Genomic DNA, 14,741 nt, shown 5'->3' with positions numbered 1-14,741 from the left:
GAGATGGCGGAGGATCTCTACAGTGCGCTGGGGGTCTCCCGGTCGGCGGATCAGAAGGAGATCCGCCGCGCCTACCGGGAGAAGGCCCGCAAGTTCCACCCGGACGTCAACAAGACCCCGGGGGCGGAGGAGACCTTCAAACGGATCAGTGAAGCCCACGATGTGCTGTCAGACCCGGAAACCCGCGCGCAGTACGACCGGTTTGGTGAGAACTTCCGGCAGTACGCCGCCGCGGACGCGGCTCGCTCCTCCGAGCAGCCGCGACGCAGCGGGGGCACTCGATACACGTGGAGCGGGGGCGGCGCGCAGAGCGTGAACTGGGAGGACCTCTTCGGGGGCGGCTTCGGTGGTTTCGGTCGCGGCGAGGACCACACCGCGGAGCTGGAGATCACCGTCGAGGAGGCCTACCGGGGCGGGCGGCGCACCGTGCAGGTTGCGTCCCCGTACGGCGGCGCGCAGGGGTACACCATCGACATCCCAGCGGGCGCTGTCGACGGGCAGCGGCTGCGGATCGCTGGCGCAGGCGGAGCGGGCGCCGACGGACAGGACGGGGACCTGCTGGTCACGCTGCGCGTGAAGGGCAGTAAGCGGTACCGGCTCAGCGGCGCGGACATCGAAACGGACCTTCCCATCTCACCGTGGGAGGCGGCGCTGGGCGCGGATGTCAGCCTGCCCACCCCCGGCGGCCCGGTCACCGTGCACGTTCCGCCCGGCTCGTCCACTGACAGGCGGCTCCGCCTGCGCGGGCAGGGGATGCCCCGCAAAGGACAGCCGGGAGACCTGTATGCCCGGGTGAAGGTCGTCGTTCCCCGCACTCTCAGCAAGAAGGAGAAGGAGCTGTTCGAACAGCTCCGCGACGAATCGTCTTTTGATGCTAGGAGAGGATCATGACTTCACGTCACCTGCCCGTCCGTGTCGCCCGGGCCGACCTGGCGACGACCGCGGTGGCCGCAGGCATCCACCCGGATACGCTGCGGAAGTTCGTCGAGCTGGGGCTGGTCACCGCCCACGTCGACACCAGCGGACGGCTGTGGTTCCCCCGTACCGTCCCCGCCCGCGTGCACACCATCGTGCGTCTGCACTCCGATCTTGCCGTGAACTACGCCGGCATCGCACTCGTGCTCGAGCTGCTCGCCCGCATCGAGCAGCTCGAGCGGCACCGGACCATCCGACTTGAAGGAGACAACCCATGGACATGAACTCACTCACTCAGAAGTCGCAAGAAGCGCTCACCTCGGCCCAGAGCATCGCGGTCCAGGCCGGTCAGATCGAGACGGATGAGGAGCATCTCCTGCTCGCACTGCTCCAGCAGGAGGAGGGGCTGGTTCCCCGACTGCTGCAGACAGCGGGTGCTGACGTGGAAGCGGTACGCGCCGACGTCGAAGCGGAGATCGCCCGCAAGCCCAGCGTCTCCGGGTCCTCCCCGCAGACCGGTCAGGTGTACGTGAGCCGCAGCCTCACCTCCACCCTGGAACGAGCGGAGCGGGAGGCAAAGCGGCTGAAAGACTCCTACATCTCCGTGGAGCATCTCGTTCTGGCCCTCGCCGACGACTCCTCCAACCGTGCCGCGTCCCGAGTGCTGCGCGGGCACGGTGTCACACGGGAGAGCTTCCTCAGCGCGCTCACCAAGATCCGCGGCAACCAGCACGTCAACTCCGCCACCCCCGAGCAGACGTACGAGGCGTTGGAGAAGTACGGCCGTGACCTGGTCGCTGACGCCCGGCTGGGCAAGCTTGACCCGGTCATCGGGCGTGATGCGGAGATCCGTCGGGTCATCCAGATCCTCTCCCGCAAGACCAAGAACAACCCCGTCCTCATCGGCGAGCCCGGTGTCGGAAAGACCGCCATCGTGGAGGGCCTTGCCCAGCGGATCTTGCGTGAGGACGTGCCCGAGGGCCTTCGCGACAAGACCGTGTTCTCGCTGGACCTGTCTGCCCTGGTCGCTGGCGCGAAGTACCGGGGCGAGTTCGAGGAGCGAATGAAGGCAGTCCTGGCAGAGGTGAAGGCAGGGGAGGGACGCATCCTGCTGTTCATCGACGAGCTCCACACTCTGGTGGGGGCGGGAGCCACCGAAGGGGCGATGGACGCCGGCAACATGCTCAAGCCGATGCTCGCCCGCGGGGAGCTGCACCTCATCGGTGCCACCACCCTCGATGAGTACCGCAAGCACATCGAGAAGGACGCTGCCCTGGAACGCCGGTTCCAGACGGTGATGGTCGAGGAGCCTGACGTGGAGGACGCGATCTCCATCCTCCGCGGCCTGCGCGAACGACTGGAGATCTTCCACGGTGTCCGCATCCAGGACAGCGCATTGGTCGCGGCCGCCGTGCTGTCCCACCGGTACATCTCCGACCGGTTCCTGCCCGACAAGGCCATCGACCTCATCGACGAAGCCTGCGCGCGATTGCGAACAGAGATCGACTCAATGCCCGCTGAGCTCGACGAGCTGACCCGGCGGGTGACCCGCCTGGAGATCGAGGAAGCGGCGCTGTCGAAGGAAACGGACACTGCCAGCAAGAAACGGCTGGAGGAGCTGCGCCGGGAACTAACCGACCTGAAGGCGGAGGCGGACTCCAAGCGCGCCCAGTGGGAGGCGGAGCGTCAAGCGATCCGCAAGGTCCAGGAGCTGCGCGGTGAGCTGGAGCGGCTGCGGCGGGAGGCGGAGGAAGCTGAGCGCTCCTACGACCTCAACCGTGCCGCTGAACTGCGGTACGGGTCTATCGCTGACGCGGAACGACGCCTGCACGCCGAGGAGGAGCGTCTCGCCTCCAAGCAGGGCAGGCAGCGCCTGCTGCGGGAGGTGGTCACCGAGGACGAGATCGCCGAGATCGTCGCAGCGTGGACGGGGATCCCCGTGGCCCGGCTGCAGGAAGGTGAACGCAACAAGATCCTCACCCTGGACGCCACCCTCAAGGAGCGGGTGGTCGGTCAGGATGAGGCCATCACGCTCGTCAGCGACGCGATTATCCGTGCCCGCTCCGGCATCCGCGACCCGCGCCGACCCATCGGCTCGTTCATCTTCCTCGGCCCCACCGGAGTGGGAAAGACCGAACTGGCCAAAGCGCTCGCGCAAGCACTGTTCGACAGCGAGTCGGCAATGGTCCGGCTGGACATGAGCGAATACCAGGAACGTCACACCGTCAGCCGGCTCGTCGGTGCACCTCCCGGGTATGTCGGGTACGACGAGGGAGGGCAGCTGACCGAGGCGGTGCGCCGCCACCCGTACAGCGTGGTCCTTTTCGACGAGATCGAGAAAGCGCACCCGGACGTGTTCAACACGCTGCTGCAGGTCCTCGACGACGGCCGCATCACCGACAGCCAGGGACGCACCGTCGACTTCCGCAACACCATCGTCATCATGACCTCCAACATCGGTGCTCATCACCTGTTGGGCTCCGATGGCGGCGCGATCCCCGACGACGTGCGAAACCGTGTGCTCGGTGAGTTGCGCGCCCACTTCCGTCCCGAGTTCCTCAACCGGGTGGACGACATCGTGGTGTTCTCGCCGCTGGGTCGTGAACAGATCCAGGACATTGTGGAGCTGCAGTTCACCGACCTGCGCTCCCGGCTGGCCGAGCGTCAGATCCGCATCGAGCTGACGCCCGCGGCACGCCAGCTCATCGCCGACCGAGGCTACGACCCCGTGTACGGTGCGCGTCCGCTGCGACGCTACATCAGCCATGAGATCGAGACCCGACTGGGTCGTGCGCTGCTGAGCGGGCAGCTGGTGGACGGGTCGACGGTCACGCTGGACGTGCAGGACGGCGACCTCGTCTTCAACATCGCAGCGCCCGCCGAAGAGGAGGACACGGCGTGAGCGCGATTGTGACCTGCCCCAACTGCGGGAAGAAGAACCGTGTCCCCGCCGCCGCGTCGGGGTACCCGCGCTGCGGCGTCTGCAAGAGCGCCGTGCCGTGGATCGTCGATGCGGGCGATGCGGACTTCGCCGAGGTGGTCGAGCAGGCCCCGCAAGTGGTGCTCGTGGACTTGTGGGCGACCTGGTGCGGACCGTGCCGGATGGTCAGCCCCGCCCTCGAGAAGGTCGCCACGGAACGTGCCGGCAAGCTCAAGCTGGTGAAAGTGGACGTGGACGCCGCCCCGGAGACGGCCCGCAAGTTCTCCGTCCAGGCGGTGCCGACTCTGCTCATCCTCAACCAGGGGAACGTGCTCTCCCGCCAATCCGGAGCCGCCCCGCCGGACGTGCTGCTGCGCTGGGTGGACGAGGCGCTGCAGAAGAAGGCTGACTCGGCCGGCGCTGCCCCATGAGACACGTCGACCCACACGTCCCGCTCATCCGCCCGGTCCGTCCCCGGACACCCGGGTCATGTGAGGACTGCGTGGCGGCCGGCACGCCCTGGCTGCACCTGCGGATGTGCCGCACCTGCGGGAAGGTCGGGTGCTGCGACTCCTCCCCGATGCGGCACGCTCGCACGCATGCGCTCACGGCGGGGCACCCCATCGTGCGGTCGCTGGAGCTGGGGGAGAACTGGAGCTGGTGCTACGTGGACGAAGCGTACCTATGAGTGACACGCCCGCCGCCAACCGCCGCCAGGTCGCTCAGACCGAGACGACTGACACCATCGGCGCCTTCCCGCGGCTCAGCGGCGAGCAGATCGCGGTGCTGCTCGTACGAGGGCAGCGCCGCACACTCACCGACGGGGAGGTTCTCATCCAGCCCGGCGAGCACCCGTCCTCCCTCTATGTCGTCCTGGAAGGGCACCTGCTGACGGCGGACACCGAGCTTGCGGCGGATCCGCGTCACTCCGATGAGTCGTTGGCGGTCGAGGTGCACGGCCGCGGCCGGTTCGTGGGGGATGTCGGGCTGCTGGAAGGACAACCGTCTTTCGTGTTCGTCTCCGCCATCGGCGCCGCCGAGGTGGTGGAGGTGCCCGTCGATGAGCTGGAGGCCATCGTCACCTCGGACCCGCTGTTGGGTGAGATCATCCTGCGGGCCTACCTCATCCGCCGCTCCCTGGCCATCGGGGCGGGAGCGGGCCTGCGGATCGTCGGCTCCTGCTTCTCCCCGCAGACCCGGGATCTGCTGGACTTCATCGCACGAAACCGGCTGCCCCACCGGCTGGTGGACCTGGATGAGGACGATAAAGCGGAGCGGCTGGTCCGCCAGCTCGGCGCCACCGTCGCCGACTTCCCGCTGGTGATCCTCGGCGGCTCGCGCACCGTCCTGGGTGCCACCCCGGCACGGCTTGCCGACGAGTTGGGGATGCGCCCGCCCGCCCCACCGGCCACCTGCGATGTGGTGGTCGTCGGCGCTGGGCCGGCTGGTCTTGCCGCGGCGGTGTACGCAGCCTCCGATGGGTTGTCGGTCTACCTGTGCGACGCGGTCGCCACCGGCGGGCAGGCGGGAACGTCAGCGAAGATCGAGAACTATCTGGGGTTTCCCGCCGGAATCTCCGGCACCGAGCTCGCCGACCGCTGCCTCCTGCAAGTGCGCAAGTTCGGTGCCACGTTGGACATCCCGACCACGGTCCAGGAGGTCGTGGAGGATGAGGACCGCTTCCGGGTGATCTTCGAAGATGGCAGGGAGGTCACCTCAGATGTGGTGGTCCTTGCCACCGGGGTGCGATACCGCTCGCTTCCCGCCGCGGGGCTGGACCGGTTCCAGACCTCGAACTTGTTCTACGCGGCAACAGCGCAGGAAGCGCGGATGTGCGTAGACACACCTGTCGCTGTTGTCGGCGGCGGCAACTCCGCCGGACAGGCCGCACTGTTTCTTGCCCGCACGTCCTCCCGTGTGCACCTTGTGGTGCGCGCCGCGGACCTGGGAGCGGGAATGTCCAGGTACCTGGTGGACCAGATCCAACATCACCCCCGTATCAACGTGCTGCTGTCCTCGGAGGTCGTGGAAGCACACGGCGGCAACCGTTTGGAAGCGGTCACAGTCCGTCACGGTGACGTGCTGGAGAAGCTCCGCGTGTGGCACATGTTCGTCTTCATCGGCGCCGCTCCGGCGACGACGGGATTGAAGGTCGATGTGGCACGCGATCCCGATGGGTACATCCTCACCGGCGCGGAGGCGGAGCTGGCCGGCGCGCGGACGGAAGGAAGCCCCCGCTTCTCCTTGGAGACCACCATCCCCGGGGTCTTCGCTATCGGCGATGTACGGCACGGGTCTGTGAGGCGAATGACCTCGGCTGTGGGTGAGGGCGCCAGTGTGGTCCGGCAGATCCACGAGTACCTGAACGAGGGTCGTCACAGTCGAGTGCGCGCAGGAGCTCCGACATCCAGGGACACCTGATGCCGCAAGCCTCCCCGAACCCGGCAGCCGTGGGAAAACCCGCGGATCCTCCGGTGGCCCATGCGGGCGTAGCGGGCGAGATCCGCTCGACGTTGCGTCGGATGAGGTGGTTTCGCCGCATGCCGGTGCTGCACATCGCCGAGGAACGCGGCGAGGGCCCGACGGTGCTGCTGCTGCACGGTATCGCGTCCTCGTCGGTGACGTTTCACCACGTGATCCCGCTGCTCGAGCGCACCCACCGGTGCATCGCCATCGACCTGCTCGGCTTCGGCGAGTCGCCGGCGCCGGAGTGGGCCGATTACACCCTGGCCGACCAGGTCGCCGCTATCGAGCGGACGGTCGCGTCGCTGCGGCTGCGCGAGCCGTTCACTGTGGTCGGGCATTCCATGGGCGCCCTCATCGGCGCCCGGTACGCCGCCCGGCGGCAAAAGCGAGTCGCGAAGTTCGTGATGGTCAGCCCACCTATCTATCTCGCACCCCATGAAATAGGGGACGTCATCGAGCGGGCCCGGATGGACTTCTACCTGCGGCTCTACGAGTACCTCCGCACGAACCGGGAGTTCACCCTCCGGCACGCTGCGCTGGTACAGCGGCTGCTGCCCATCCCCAAAGCTGTAGATATCACTGAACGCAACTGGGAGCCATTCGTCAAGTCGTTGCAGCACTCCATCGAGTCACAGACCACTCTCAGCGACATCGCCCATGTCAAAGCCCCCATCGACGTCATCATGGGCGACCTCGACGAGTTCCGCTCCGAAGCCGTGCTGCGCATCGTGGAGCGGATGATGGGGGTCACCGTTCGGCGTGTGCGGGCAACGAACCACCTCATCGGCAAGCGCCTCGCGCGAGTCGTCGCCGAGGCGGTGACAGCATGACGATTTCGCCCAAGAAAGCAGATTCTTGGTACGAGAAATAACCAGATGAAAGGGTCAAAAACGATGGCGCTCCCGCGTGGAGAGTGCTAATTTAAAGGCATCGGGATAGACCCGAGGACCCGCATACGGAAAGGAATTGATTCATCATGGCAATGTCGTTCGATCCTTTGAGCGAGCTCGACCGCCTCGCGTCCGGCCTGCTTCAGTCCCGTCCGGGACCGCGTGTGATGCCGGTAGACCTGTACCGTGAAGCTGACCGTTACATTCTCACCGCCGACCTGCCCGGGGTCGAACCGGAGTCGGTAGACATCGACGTCGACGGTCAGCTGCTGACCATCCGCGCCCAGCGCACTGCACCCCACACCGAGGGAGCCAAGTGGCTCGTTCAGGAGCGACCGGCGGGTACCTACCTCCGCCAGTTCAGCATCGGTGAGGGTGTGGACTCGGCGAACATCTCCGCCTCGTACGACAACGGCGTGCTGAGCCTGGTCATCCCGGTCAGCGAGAAAGCCAAGCCGCGCAAGGTTCATGTCCTGAGTCAGCACTCGCCTCAGGAGTAACGCCCGGCCGGAGACCCATCGACGAGCCAGAGTTAGCTTCTCGTTCGCAGCACGCGCCGAAAGCAAACAGGGGCGACCTTTCCCTGATGCCGAACGGCGCAACACCCGGCCTTGCAAGACCGGAAGACGGGCGTGCACCCAGCCTTCTGGTCTTAGCACGGTGATTCATCCAGTTTTCACTAAAGGAGTACGCCCATGACCAGCCCCGAGGCCCCTCGCAACAACCCTTCGGAACAGGACGCTAGTGAGCCCCCGTTCACCAATGACCCCCGCTGGAAACAAACGATCGCGCGGTTCTCTGACTACGCCAGTGCGCAGGCAGCGGTTGACCGTCTTTCCGACGCCGGCTTCGCTGTGGAACGAGTGGCGATCGTGGGGCTCGACGTTCGTGTTGTCGAGCATGTACTCGGTCGCTTGACAGGAGGAAAGGCTGCGCTACGGGGCGCAGGCGTTGGAGCATGGTTCGGTGTTCTGCTAGGTCTGCTGTTCGGGCTGTTCGCCCCCGGATTCGGTTGGCTGGCCATCCTGATCATCTCGGTCGCCTCTGGCGCAGTTTGGGGCGCTTTGCTTTACTTCCTTGGACACCTGGCTACGGGCGGCCGACGGGACTTCGACTCACTGGGGACCCTTGAGGCGGGCCACTACGAGGTCCAAGTGGAAGCACCATACGCTGCGGAGGCCGCTCGTCTCCTCGCGGACCAGACCGCCCACCCCGGAGACTGAAAAGGGCCCTTCACGAATGAGGGTGTAGCGCGGGTCTGAAGCCTCCGGCTTCGAGCAGCGATCTCGGCACCAGCCGGCGCACCCTCGAACGACGAGTCCGTGCGGCGCTCAACCTCACTCCGCTCGGCTTCGTCCAACGGCTGCGCATCGAACGAGCTCGGCACCTCTCAGCAACCACGGACCTCACCTCCGCCGAGATCGCGCTACGGGTCGGCTACGCGAACGCCGAGACTCTGCGCTCCCTCCTGCGCAGGGAGCGACGCCGTTCCTGACCTATCGCCTTGCCTTAGAACCGCTCCTGCCGCTCGAAGCAGGCGTTCAAGACGTGGCTCTCGGCCCACACGAAAGCATGGAGGGACGCGCTCACGGTGGTGGCGATGGATGGCTTCGCCGGTTTCAAGACCGCCGCCGCGGAAGAGGTGCCGGACGCGGTCGCGGACATGGATCCGTTCCACGTCGTCCGCCACGCCGGCGACGCTGGACGACTGCCGTAGGCGCGTGCAGCAGCACATCCACGGCCATCGTGGCCGCAAGGGCGATCGGGTCTGCTGAAGGTTTGATTGACTCTTGTCCGCCAGTTCTGTAGGACTGGCTGGGAGGATATGGATCATGGCCAAATACTCGGAAGAGTTCAGAAAAGATGCTGTCGCGCTCGTCAGACAAGGCGCGACCCAGTCACAGATCTGCAAAGACCTCGGGATCTCGAAATCAGCGCTCTCGAAATGGGTGACCGATGCCGACCGAGCTGATCGTGGACTGCCCCTCGCGGCGGAAGTGACGCGAGAGGAAGATGCTCAGATTCGTGAACTGATTTGGCCTGGGTTTAGTGGCTCTTCGGACATTCGGTGGGGGTCATGGGGTGAGTCCGCCGGCGGCGAGGAGCATGCGGAGCCGGTAGTTCTCTCGGTTTCGGAAGCCGCGAGCGAGGCGACGATGCAGCTCGATGATCCCGTTGATCGCCTCGGTGCCGCCGTTGTTTGCCCGGCTGGTGGTGAAGTAGGCGAGGAACGCTGAGCGCCAGCGTCGCAGGGTGCGGCCGAGGCGTGCGATCTCGGGGATCGGGCAGGTGTGGAACGACTCGATGACCTTCTCGGCGATCCGGCGTCCCGTGGTCAGGTCTCTCTGGTGGTAAGCAGCGCGGAGTTGTTGGGCGCACTGCCATGCGACGAACACCTCGTCGTGGGCCGGGTTCGCCTCGATCGCCGCGATGAGGCGGGCCTGCTGCTTCTCGGTCAGGTTCTCCGCCCCGGCGCGGAGGATGGTCTGGATCCCGTAGAGCGGGTCGCCGGTCCGTCCGCGATGGCCGAGGGTGTCTTGCTGGACCCGGCGGCGGACCTCGTCGACCGCTTGAGTGCCGAGCTTGACGACATGGAACGCGTCCAGCACGGCGGTGGCATCTTGCAGTTTGTCGTCGATCGCGGTCTTGTAACCGGCGAACGGATCCAGCGCCGCGACCTTCACCTGCTTGCGGAATGCGTCGCCACGTGCGCTGAGCCAGGTCGCGTAGGCCTTCCCCGACCTGCCCGGCACGAGGTCCAGCAGCCGGGCCCGCGTCTTCCCGGTGCTGTCGCGGGTGAGGTCGACCATCCCGGTCAGCTCCTTCGGACCGCGCTTGCGCGGGTCGACGTGATGCCAGATGTGCTCGTCAACGCCCAGCGTTGTCACGTTCTCGAACCGGGACTCATCGGCCGCGAGCTTCACAAGCTCCGGCTCGACGGCCCGCCACACCGTCTTCCACGACGTGCCCAGCTGGCGACGCAGTCCTTCGATCGTGGCGTGTTCGCGACGCAGCTGACCGACTGCCCAGACGACCGCGCGTCGGGTGAGTACCCCACGCGGGGCGACAAGAGACGGCAGCTGTTCCACGAACGTCTGCCGTGCACAGCCCGACTCGTCACACCGCCAGACTCGCTGCCGCCACACGATTCGCACCCGTGTCATGCCGGGCACGTCATGAAGCAGCCGGCGGCGACGTCCACGGCCGGTCGCGACGGTCCCGCACGACGGGCAACCGGCAGGCGCCGCAGGACTCGAGACCGTCACGATCAGTAGTCCGTTGCGGCGGTCCACGTGCTCGACATGGACGCCCTCGAGGCCGAGCAGGAGGTCACAGCGGGAACACGGGTCAGTGGCAGAGCGCGCGTCAGCGCACATCGAAGTAGGGTGAAGCACGTCGAGGTCCTCGTGATGGATCAGGTGGTTAGCGCTTCTGATCCTCCGGGACCTCGACCCCTACCCGTCGAACCTCACCCGGCGAGCCCTACCCCCACCGAAAGTCCGAAGAGCCGGTTTAGTTCCGACCTTTCATCAAGGAAGATTGGAACATCATGCCCAAACCATACGAACCAGAGTTCAAAGAACGCGCACTCCGCATGCTCGCCGAAGCGCTCCCCGAGCATGCGAGCGTGCACGCTGCGAGCATGCATGTCGGAGGGCTGCTCGGCATCTCACCTGACACGCTCAGAATCTGGCATCGACAAGCGCAGATCGATACCGGCTCAAAGCCCGGCGTGACGACTGATATCGCTGCCGAGAACCGTCGCCTCCAGAAAGAAAACACGGAACTGCGCAAAGCGAACGAAGTCCTCAAAGCCGCGAGCATATTTTTCGCGAAAGAACTCGACCAGCCACGAACGAAATGATCCGATTCATCGACGAGCATCGTGATCGTTTCGGGGTCGAGTTCCTCTGCCGTACGCTGCGTGCGGCAGTTCGTGGATTCCTCACGTCACGCGGATATCGGGCAGCGAAGAAACGACTCCCCTCGCCCCGTCAGCTCCGTGACGAGATCCTTGTTCCCGAGATCAAGCGACTCCACCATCAGCATTACGGTGTCTACGGGCGCCGCAAAATGCATGCCCTGCTGCGACGCGAGGGCTGGGAGATTGGCCGTGACGCCTGCGAGCGGCTCATGAAACTGGCTCTTCGGACTTTCGGTGGGGGTAGGGCTCGCCGGGTGAGGTTCGACGGGTAGGGGTCGAGGTCCCGGAGGATCAGAAGCGCTAACCACCTGATCCATCACGAGGACCTCGACGTGCTTCACCCTACTTCGATGTGCGCTGACGCGCGCTCTGCCACTGACCCGTGTTCCCGCTGTGACCTCCTGCTCGGCCTCGAGGGCGTCCATGTCGAGCACGTGGACCGCCGCAACGGACTACTGATCGTGACGGTCTCGAGTCCTGCGGCGCCTGCCGGTTGCCCGTCGTGCGGGACCGTCGCGACCGGCCGTGGACGTCGCCGCCGGCTGCTTCATGACGTGCCCGGCATGACACGGGTGCGAATCGTGTGGCGGCAGCGAGTCTGGCGGTGTGACGAGTCGGGCTGTGCACGGCAGACGTTCGTGGAACAGCTGCCGTCTCTTGTCGCCCCGCGTGGGGTACTCACCCGACGCGCGGTCGTCTGGGCAGTCGGTCAGCTGCGTCGCGAACACGCCACGATCGAAGGACTGCGTCGCCAGCTGGGCACGTCGTGGAAGACGGTGTGGCGGGCCGTCGAGCCGGAGCTTGTGAAGCTCGCGGCCGATGAGTCCCGGTTCGAGAACGTGACAACGCTGGGCGTTGACGAGCACATCTGGCATCACGTCGACCCGCGCAAGCGCGGTCCGAAGGAGCTGACCGGGATGGTCGACCTCACCCGCGACAGCACCGGGAAGACGCGGGCCCGGCTGCTGGACCTCGTGCCGGGCAGGTCGGGGAAGGCCTACGCGACCTGGCTCAGCGCACGTGGCGACGCATTCCGCAAGCAGGTGAAGGTCGCGGCGCTGGATCCGTTCGCCGGTTACAAGACCGCGATCGACGACAAACTGCAAGATGCCACCGCCGTGCTGGACGCGTTCCATGTCGTCAAGCTCGGCACTCAAGCGGTCGACGAGGTCCGCCGCCGGGTCCAGCAAGACACCCTCGGCCATCGCGGACGGACCGGCGACCCGCTCTACGGGATCCAGACCATCCTCCGCGCCGGGGCGGAGAACCTGACCGAGAAGCAGCAGGCCCGCCTCATCGCGGCGATCGAGGCGAACCCGGCCCACGACGAGGTGTTCGTCGCATGGCAGTGCGCCCAACAACTCCGCGCTGCTTACCACCAGAGAGACCTGACCACGGGACGCCGGATCGCCGAGAAGGTCATCGAGTCGTTCCACACCTGCCCGATCCCCGAGATCGCACGCCTCGGCCGCACCCTGCGACGCTGGCGCTCAGCGTTCCTCGCCTACTTCACCACCAGCCGGGCAAACAACGGCGGCACCGAGGCGATCAACGGGATCATCGAGCTGCATCGTCGCCTCGCTCGCGGCTTCCGAAACCGAGAGAACTACCGGCTCCGCATGCTCCTCGCCGCCGGCGGACTCACCCCATGACCCCCACCGAATGTCCGAAGAGCCATGAAACTCGCTGGATTGCGGGGCGTGCGACGTTCTCGGCAGGCTTTTACGACGAAGAGTGACCCGGCAAACCGGCTGCCAGGTGATCTCGTCAACCGGAACTTCACTGCGACAGCTCCCAAGCGGCTCTGGGTCGTCGACATCACATACGTCGCGACGTGGTCTGGGTTCGCATATGTGTCGTTCGTAACTGACGTGTACTCGCGTCGGATCGTGGGCTGGAACGTAGCTGCGACGCTGAAGGCTGAAGTGTTGCCGTTACAAGCCCTCGAGATGGCAGCATGGCAGGCCGGCGGCAGTCTTGAGGGGCTCGTACATCACAGCGATCACGGCTCGAACTACATGTCGATGGTCTACACGAACCGGGTCGCTGAGCTCGGCGCGATCCCGTCAACCGGGACGGTCGGCGATAGCTACGACAATTCGATGGCTGAAGCAGTGAACGCGCTCTACAAGGCTGAACTTATCCGGCAGCAAGGACCCTGGAGAACGGTCGAGCAGGTTGAATTCGCCACGTTGAAGTACGTGTGGTGGTGGAACAACGAACGTTTGCATGGGGAACTCGATATGCGCACCCCTGCAGAAGTGGAAGCGGCGTACTACGCTGACACTGAACCGGTGCCGGAACTCATCCGGTAACGGACAAACCGGTCGGAACTAAACCCAGGCCAAATCAGTTCGAGGGCCCGACGGTGTTCACGTAAGTACCGGTCAATGGTCGCGGCAGACATGTGCAGCAGCTCGGCTCGCACCTCAGACGTGTAGTCGTGCTCGCCATACACGAGTTCGTGATGGGCTTCGAGCCGGGGAATCCATTCGGGGAGCATCTGCTGCATGTACTTCCCGCACGGGTACATCATGACCCGCCACAGCCACACCAGCACGCGCCTGGAAGCGGCCGAGTATTTGGTCGGTCGGTGGTGTCTGCGGTCGATCCGGGTGACGTTCTTCGCCCCGAGGTTCGGGTCGGTGAGGTAGCGTCTGGCCGTGACGCGTGACACCCCGGTAGTTGCGCAGAACTGGTCCAGAATTTCGGACTTCTCGGACTTCGCCGCGGTCGTGTACGCCTGTTTCAACTGTTTGGTGATTTCGATTCGTGTCGCCACTGACACCACACCCTTGTTCATACTCGTTCAGCGTAGAAGTACGCGATCAAAGTATGTGAGGCACGACTTAGGCTACGCGATCAATATACGCAAGGTACGCCGTCTCGTTGCCCGGGGAACCATGCGCGACTACCCTTGAAAGTGTCCCACCCCGCCGCTGGACAGCGCGGGACACGAAGCCCATTCCACAGTGGCACGCTGAGGGCACGACAACTCTATAACTGCCGAGAATCCGCGAAATCACGCGGGTGGTGACGAGTACTGGGACTTCTAAACCCGCGTCTTCGACGCTGTCAACCTCGAGGCGGCACCAGCCAGATTCCTGGTCGGTGCCGCCTCGAGGCGTTTCGAGCGCGTACGCCCCGCAGTTTGTTGCCACGCCCGCCCGCAGCCCGCCGCCCGCATCCTGCGGCCCGCCCGCGCCCCCGCTGCCCACAGGGTCGGCAGCGGTCTTGTGGTCGCTTCCGGTGCGTCTTAACGGCCACAACACCGCCCTCCGTCCAGGGGGCACCGCCGGGGGCGGAGTTGAGGTTGTGCTCGACGTGTGGTGCGCGCGGCCCAACTGCTGCCGCGGTCCAGGCGTCGCGCGCTACGCTCTGCTGAGCGGCACTCTGCCGCGAAAGGGCGAGCACGGTTCCCCCGAGCACGATCGAAGGAGACCCCCATGGGACACGAGAAGAACGAAGAACTGCGCGACGAGCACGAGCAGCAGGAAGAGCACCGTCAGGAGCACCGCGACGAAGCATTCGAAGCCGGTAACGGCGCCGTCGACGACGAGGGCTCGCAGGACCGCCGCCGCGAGGATGGCGTCAGGGACCTCGCCTGATCGCCGAGCCCGGCGCG

15 protein-coding genes and 4 pseudogenes are annotated in these 14,741 nt (G+C 65.7%); 17 read left to right on the top strand and 2 right to left on the bottom strand.

Annotation, left to right across the window (positions count from 1 at the left end; all coding sequences use genetic code 11):
* Positions 1-3: 3 nt before the first annotated feature.
* The 12 genes and pseudogenes from FHX72_RS06615 to FHX72_RS19900 all read left to right on the top strand — a co-directional run.
* Positions 4-891: a DnaJ C-terminal domain-containing protein gene (locus FHX72_RS06615; protein ID WP_183623777.1), complete on the top strand. Its 888-nt coding sequence runs from the start codon at positions 4-6 to the stop codon at positions 889-891.
* Positions 888-1,199: a chaperone modulator CbpM gene (locus FHX72_RS06610; protein ID WP_183623775.1), complete on the top strand. Its 312-nt coding sequence runs from the start codon at positions 888-890 to the stop codon at positions 1,197-1,199. The genes FHX72_RS06615 and FHX72_RS06610 overlap by 4 nt, the downstream gene beginning before the upstream one ends.
* Entirely contained in the window at positions 1,190-3,817 is a 2,628-nt protein-coding gene (gene clpB / locus FHX72_RS06605) for an ATP-dependent chaperone ClpB (RefSeq protein WP_183623773.1), read from the top strand. Before FHX72_RS06610 ends, clpB begins: the two co-directional genes overlap by 10 nt.
* Positions 3,814-4,266, top strand: a complete 453-nt coding sequence (trxA, locus tag FHX72_RS06600) for a thioredoxin (RefSeq protein ID WP_183623771.1) — start codon at positions 3,814-3,816, stop codon at positions 4,264-4,266. Before clpB ends, trxA begins: the two co-directional genes overlap by 4 nt.
* Positions 4,263-4,523 carry a UBP-type zinc finger domain-containing protein gene (locus FHX72_RS19620; protein WP_141386015.1) on the top strand — a complete coding sequence of 87 codons (261 nt, stop codon included), beginning with the start codon at positions 4,263-4,265 and terminating at the stop codon, positions 4,521-4,523. The genes trxA and FHX72_RS19620 overlap by 4 nt, the downstream gene beginning before the upstream one ends.
* Positions 4,520-6,256 (top strand): FAD-dependent oxidoreductase, encoded by a 1,737-nt coding sequence (locus FHX72_RS06590; RefSeq protein WP_183623769.1) that lies wholly within the window; start codon positions 4,520-4,522, stop codon positions 6,254-6,256. Before FHX72_RS19620 ends, FHX72_RS06590 begins: the two co-directional genes overlap by 4 nt.
* Entirely contained in the window at positions 6,256-7,131 is an 876-nt protein-coding gene (locus tag FHX72_RS06585) for an alpha/beta fold hydrolase (protein ID WP_221186726.1), read from the top strand. Before FHX72_RS06590 ends, FHX72_RS06585 begins: the two co-directional genes overlap by 1 nt.
* 146 nt (positions 7,132-7,277) lie before the next feature.
* Complete coding sequence (locus tag FHX72_RS06580; protein WP_183623767.1) at positions 7,278-7,691, top strand: Hsp20/alpha crystallin family protein; 414 nt, start codon at positions 7,278-7,280, stop codon at positions 7,689-7,691.
* A 195-nt stretch (positions 7,692-7,886) separates the two neighbouring features.
* The gene (locus FHX72_RS06575) at positions 7,887-8,414 is read left to right on the top strand and encodes a YflT domain-containing protein (protein ID WP_183623765.1); all 528 of its coding nucleotides are present in this window, start codon (positions 7,887-7,889) and stop codon (positions 8,412-8,414) included.
* A gap of 53 nt (positions 8,415-8,467) precedes the next feature.
* Positions 8,468-8,686: pseudogene (locus tag FHX72_RS06570) on the top strand (helix-turn-helix domain-containing protein); the annotation flags it as partial.
* Between the two features lie 30 nt (positions 8,687-8,716).
* Positions 8,717-8,954, top strand: a pseudogene (locus FHX72_RS06565) (transposase); the annotation flags it as partial.
* Between the two features lie 69 nt (positions 8,955-9,023).
* A pseudogene (locus FHX72_RS19900) lies at positions 9,024-9,212 on the top strand (transposase); the annotation flags it as partial.
* A gap of 54 nt (positions 9,213-9,266) precedes the next feature.
* Here the strand turns inward: FHX72_RS19900 and FHX72_RS06560 are convergent.
* A complete protein-coding gene (locus FHX72_RS06560; RefSeq protein ID WP_183623759.1) occupies positions 9,267-10,568 on the bottom strand; it encodes an ISL3 family transposase in 1,302 nt (433 codons plus the stop codon).
* Between the two features lie 173 nt (positions 10,569-10,741).
* Between FHX72_RS06560 and FHX72_RS06555 the strand changes: the two genes are divergently transcribed.
* The 4 genes and pseudogenes from FHX72_RS06555 to FHX72_RS06540 all read left to right on the top strand — a co-directional run.
* Complete coding sequence (locus tag FHX72_RS06555; RefSeq protein WP_183623763.1) at positions 10,742-11,056, top strand: transposase; 315 nt, start codon at positions 10,742-10,744, stop codon at positions 11,054-11,056.
* The gene (locus FHX72_RS19895; RefSeq protein WP_183623761.1) at positions 11,053-11,388 is read left to right on the top strand and encodes an IS3 family transposase; all 336 of its coding nucleotides are present in this window, start codon (positions 11,053-11,055) and stop codon (positions 11,386-11,388) included. Before FHX72_RS06555 ends, FHX72_RS19895 begins: the two co-directional genes overlap by 4 nt.
* A 78-nt stretch (positions 11,389-11,466) precedes the next feature.
* Positions 11,467-12,768: an ISL3 family transposase gene (locus tag FHX72_RS06545; RefSeq protein ID WP_183623759.1), complete on the top strand. Its 1,302-nt coding sequence runs from the start codon at positions 11,467-11,469 to the stop codon at positions 12,766-12,768.
* A gap of 21 nt (positions 12,769-12,789) precedes the next feature.
* Positions 12,790-13,431 (top strand): annotated as a pseudogene (locus tag FHX72_RS06540) (IS3 family transposase); the annotation flags it as partial.
* Here the strand turns inward: FHX72_RS06540 and FHX72_RS06535 are convergent.
* Complete coding sequence (locus FHX72_RS06535) at positions 13,392-13,898, bottom strand: hypothetical protein (RefSeq protein WP_183623756.1); 507 nt, start codon at positions 13,896-13,898, stop codon at positions 13,392-13,394. The pseudogene FHX72_RS06540 and the gene FHX72_RS06535 sit on opposite strands and share 40 nt — an antisense overlap.
* A 664-nt stretch (positions 13,899-14,562) precedes the next feature.
* Between FHX72_RS06535 and FHX72_RS06530 the strand changes: the two genes are divergently transcribed.
* Positions 14,563-14,724: a hypothetical protein gene (locus FHX72_RS06530; RefSeq protein ID WP_183623754.1), complete on the top strand. Its 162-nt coding sequence runs from the start codon at positions 14,563-14,565 to the stop codon at positions 14,722-14,724.
* The last annotated feature ends 17 nt before the right edge of the window (positions 14,725-14,741 follow it).

Origin of the sequence: Pseudoclavibacter helvolus (assembly GCF_014191305.1) — a bacterium.
In the GTDB taxonomy this organism is placed as follows: domain Bacteria; phylum Actinomycetota; class Actinomycetes; order Actinomycetales; family Microbacteriaceae; genus Pseudoclavibacter; species Pseudoclavibacter helvolus.
The sequence above is the reverse complement of the archived record's forward strand: the minus strand, read 5'-3'. Positions and strand labels throughout refer to the sequence as shown.

Excerpts from the sequence above, each read along its gene's own strand:
- FHX72_RS19895 (WP_183623761.1), top strand. The coding sequence starts at position 11,053 with ATGATCCGATTCATCGACGAGCATCGTGATCGTTTCGGGGTCGAGTTC.
- FHX72_RS19620 (WP_141386015.1), top strand. The coding sequence starts at position 4,263 with ATGAGACACGTCGACCCACACGTCCCGCTCATCCGCCCGGTCCGTCCC.
- FHX72_RS06610 (WP_183623775.1), top strand. The coding sequence starts at position 888 with ATGACTTCACGTCACCTGCCCGTCCGTGTCGCCCGGGCCGACCTGGCG.
- FHX72_RS06530 (WP_183623754.1), top strand. The coding sequence starts at position 14,563 with ATGGGACACGAGAAGAACGAAGAACTGCGCGACGAGCACGAGCAGCAG.
- FHX72_RS06590 (WP_183623769.1), top strand. The coding sequence starts at position 4,520 with ATGAGTGACACGCCCGCCGCCAACCGCCGCCAGGTCGCTCAGACCGAG.
- FHX72_RS06545 (WP_183623759.1), top strand. The coding sequence starts at position 11,467 with ATGTGCGCTGACGCGCGCTCTGCCACTGACCCGTGTTCCCGCTGTGAC.
- FHX72_RS06555 (WP_183623763.1), top strand. The coding sequence starts at position 10,742 with ATGCCCAAACCATACGAACCAGAGTTCAAAGAACGCGCACTCCGCATG.
- FHX72_RS06585 (WP_221186726.1), top strand. The coding sequence starts at position 6,256 with ATGCCGCAAGCCTCCCCGAACCCGGCAGCCGTGGGAAAACCCGCGGAT.
- clpB (WP_183623773.1), top strand. The coding sequence starts at position 1,190 with ATGGACATGAACTCACTCACTCAGAAGTCGCAAGAAGCGCTCACCTCG.
- FHX72_RS06580 (WP_183623767.1), top strand. The coding sequence starts at position 7,278 with ATGGCAATGTCGTTCGATCCTTTGAGCGAGCTCGACCGCCTCGCGTCC.
- FHX72_RS06560 (WP_183623759.1), bottom strand. The coding sequence starts at position 10,568 with ATGTGCGCTGACGCGCGCTCTGCCACTGACCCGTGTTCCCGCTGTGAC.
- FHX72_RS06575 (WP_183623765.1), top strand. The coding sequence starts at position 7,887 with ATGACCAGCCCCGAGGCCCCTCGCAACAACCCTTCGGAACAGGACGCT.
- FHX72_RS06615 (WP_183623777.1), top strand. The coding sequence starts at position 4 with ATGGCGGAGGATCTCTACAGTGCGCTGGGGGTCTCCCGGTCGGCGGAT.